Genomic DNA, 3484 nt, shown 5'->3' on the forward strand with positions numbered 1-3484 from the left:
GCGACACCATACGAGGTACTAGAGAAATATTTTTATTTTGATGAAAAGTGTAAATAACGCGGGTAATTCTTACACATAGCCTATTCAGAAGCATGATGGATTTATTGAAGCCGCGCAAGATAAATTTTTTAGTTTTGAACACTACCGATTCGCTTTTTCGGCTATGATTTATTTGTGTGCTGCTGAAATCAATTCACGCTGAGCTTTAAATATCCACAGACCCTAGGATTGCTCTGTTTTGTGCCAATGCCTTAATTTTCTTTCACGGAAATCCCATTGTATGGCTACCAACGCTTTGTGTTGTTTATCAATGGCAACGCCGCTGTTGTTCAGGTCATGGAATACCGGTTTTTTCGGTAAAGTGCTTTAGCAAGCAACGCAAAAAAATTCATGCCGGCTGAAAATCAGCAAACAAAAAATTATTTCGCTTTTTCTTTTAAGTGTTGCAGCCATTAAAAAACGCGCCGATGTTTGTCTCGGCGCGTTTTGGTGTTTGGGAATTTTAGAATTTACCGCCGGACTCATTGACCATATAAGTAACGGCTGCTTTAACTTCATCATCGCTTAAGGTTAAACCGCCGCCTTTGGCCGGCATAACCCCGCCGTCAGGACCTGTATAGCCCTCAAGGGCGTGTTTGAATACAGTTTCTTTGCCTTGTTTGATGCGTGGAGCCCAATCTGCCTTGTTGGTGAGTTTGGGGGAAAATGGAATCACCGAGTTAGCGGCGTGGCAGGCAAAACACAATTTATCAAAAACGGCTTTACCTGCTTCATTGGCAGGGCTTGCCGCTACCGTTTCCGCAGCGGTATCAGATGCTGCTGAGGCGGTATCGCTACCTACGGCGGGTGCGGTGAAATCAGCACCTGATTGATTTGCCATGAAAGCAATGGCACGAGCCACTTCGTCATCGGTTAAATCAGATGCGCCGCCGCGTGCGGGCATGGCATTAAAGCCGTTAACGGCGTGTTGGATTAAAGTATTAAATCCTTGAGCAATGCGAGGTGCCCATTCAGCACTGTTGCCCAGTTTCGGAGAGTTGGCAACCGCACTGTCTGCTGCATGGCACTGGATACAAATTTTGTTAAAAATTTGTTCGCCGGTGCGCTGACCGACAGGAGTGCCGTCGCCCATCGTAACAGAGCCTACAGGCATAATGCGTGTTTCTGTGGCGGTGGCGGTGCTGTCTGAAACATCGCTGTGATAACCGCTGGTGGCCAATTTGACCAGTAAAAACAAGACAACCAGTAAAATGACAATACCACCGATAAATGTGGTTAATGCTGAGCCTTTGGCTTTGTTTTTGTTGAGATTCATATTGGTATGGCCTCGCCGTTTTGAGTGTTGTGATGACGAAATTAGCGTGTTCCGAAAAATTCCGTTAATCTTAGTAACGTTTAACTTATCGAATTATACTGAATTCAATTTACCTTTCCAATCTTTTAAATTGGTTTAGCACAAACTTTCATCACAAAAAATCACTTGAGACGATGCATATAGGGGAGTGGGTCTATTGGTGCATGAAAGAATAAAACAGTAAATTTCTCTGCGGCTGGGTGAAAAATTAACTAAAATGTGCCACTTGTGTAAAAAATGAATACGATGAGTTTGATTGTGATTTCAGAACAATCAGACACAATGATTGTTGAGTTTAAGGGATAAAATTTTATGCTGTTGTGGCTGGCTGATTTGTTTCATCATTGGGTAAGCGGATTGAATTTGTTTCAATACACCACTTTTCGGGCTGTGATGGCGGCGTTAACTTCGTTGATTCTCAGTTTGATGATGGGACCTTGGGCGATTCGTAAGCTCACTGAATTGAAAATCGGACAAGCGGTGCGTCATGACGGACCGCAAACCCATTTGGTGAAAGCAGGCACACCAACCATGGGTGGAACGCTGATTTTGGTGGTGATTTCTGTATCTACGTTATTGTGGGCAAATTTAAGCAATGCTTATGTTTGGATTTTACTGGCGGTATTGCTGAGCACCGGTGCACTGGGTTTTTACGATGACTGGAAAAAAGTAGTCTATAAAGATCCCAACGGTGTCTCGGCGCGTTTTAAAATGCTGTGGCAATCGGTGGTTGCCTTGTCAGCGGGAATGTTTTTGTTTTATGTGGCGCATTTGTCTTCGGCAAATATGTTTATTGTGCCGTTTTTCAAGCAAATCGCTTACCCAATGGGCGGTATCGGCTTTGTGGTGCTGACTTATTTTGTGATTGTGGGCACTTCAAACGCGGTAAACCTCACCGACGGCTTAGACGGCTTGGCTGCATTCCCTGTGGTATTGGTGGCAGGCGGTCTGGCGATATTCGCTTATGCCAGCGGTCATGCTGAATTTTCACATTATTTACAGCTGCCGCATGTGCCGGGTGCGAATGAAGTGGTGGTGTTTTGTGCTGCTTTGTGCGGCGCATGTTTGGGCTTTTTGTGGTTTAACGCCTATCCGGCACAGGTTTTTATGGGTGATGTCGGTGCATTGGCATTGGGTGCTGCATTGGGAACAGTGGCGGTGATTGTGCGCCAAGAAATTGTGTTGTTTATTATGGGTGGTTTGTTTGTGGTGGAAGCTTTATCGGTGATGCTGCAAGTGGGTTCGTACAAAACCCGTAAGAAGCGCATTTTTTTGATGGCCCCGATTCATCATCATTTTGAACAAAAAGGTTGGAAAGAAACCCAAGTAGTGGTGCGTTTTTGGATTATCACCATGATTTTGGTACTGGTGGGTTTGGCAACTTTGAAAATTCGCTGAATAATGCTTTGAATAGAATGGCATGCTTTAAGAAATTTAAAGTGATTTTTTGTGTGAATTTTATTGTGATGAAAACGGTGTGGTGTGCTGACCAAAAAATGTGGTAAATGATACAGTAAAAATACAGCTTTTATTCCGTATTATTAAAGGCGTTTTTAGATTTGTCTTATATAGATGAAGAACTGAATAAATTTACCCCTGAAGATGAACGCCCTGTGCCGTTTCGGGACATGATTTATATCGGTGATGGATTAACAGATGTTCCCTTCTGAATTTGTGATGTATTGGTTTTTTAATAATATTACCATTTTGGATAACAATGAAAATGACTACCTTGACAACACAGAGTCCGAATGAAAAAGCCATTCGTCTGATTGATTATTTGTATCAGCTGGCGACTCTGCGTTCGAAGCTGATTCGCGATATTACCGAATACGAAAAAGTGCTTTGGGTATCAAGCGTTCCGCATGAGCGAGGTTGCTTCACACAGGCGTGGGGGCGTGATGAGGAACACGAATCGGACGAATGGCTGGAAGTGCAGAACCGGCAGGAACCGGAGCTACCTGCCGTTCCCGATCAGTGCAAGGACTGGGTGAACCTTTCATTGCTTCGCAACAAGGACAACTTGCCCGAACTCCTTCCGGAGATCACGCGGCAAATCCAAAATCCCGAATGTCTAGAGGATTCTGAAACAGCCGGAAGCTATTCCCTCCCTCCCTCCCTCCCTCCCTC

The 3484-nt window shown here is 44.3% G+C and carries 3 protein-coding genes; 2 read left to right on the plus strand and 1 reads right to left on the minus strand.

The window, feature by feature from the left end; all coding sequences use genetic code 11:
- Positions 1 to 502: 502 nt before the first annotated feature.
- Entirely contained in the window at positions 503 to 1315 is an 813-nt protein-coding gene (locus Q384_RS10690; protein WP_037587991.1) for a c-type cytochrome, read from the minus strand.
- Between the two features lie 351 nt (positions 1316 to 1666).
- On the opposite strand from Q384_RS10690, the gene mraY reads away from it, so the two are divergent.
- Both mraY and Q384_RS10700 read left to right on the plus strand, forming a co-directional pair.
- Positions 1667 to 2752: a phospho-N-acetylmuramoyl-pentapeptide-transferase gene (gene mraY, locus Q384_RS10695; RefSeq protein WP_037587993.1), complete on the plus strand. Its 1086-nt coding sequence runs from the start codon at positions 1667 to 1669 to the stop codon at positions 2750 to 2752.
- 319 nt (positions 2753 to 3071) lie between these two features.
- A partial coding sequence (locus Q384_RS10700) for a hypothetical protein (RefSeq protein WP_037587995.1) occupies positions 3072 to 3484 on the plus strand: 413 nt, incomplete at its 3' end.

This window comes from Stenoxybacter acetivorans DSM 19021 (genome assembly GCF_000745895.1).
GTDB classification, from domain to species: Bacteria; Pseudomonadota; Gammaproteobacteria; order Burkholderiales; family Neisseriaceae; genus Stenoxybacter; species Stenoxybacter acetivorans.

Excerpts from the sequence above, each read along its gene's own strand:
- mraY (WP_037587993.1), top strand. The coding sequence starts at position 1,667 with ATGCTGTTGTGGCTGGCTGATTTGTTTCATCATTGGGTAAGCGGATTG.
- Q384_RS10690 (WP_037587991.1), bottom strand. The coding sequence starts at position 1,315 with ATGAATCTCAACAAAAACAAAGCCAAAGGCTCAGCATTAACCACATTT.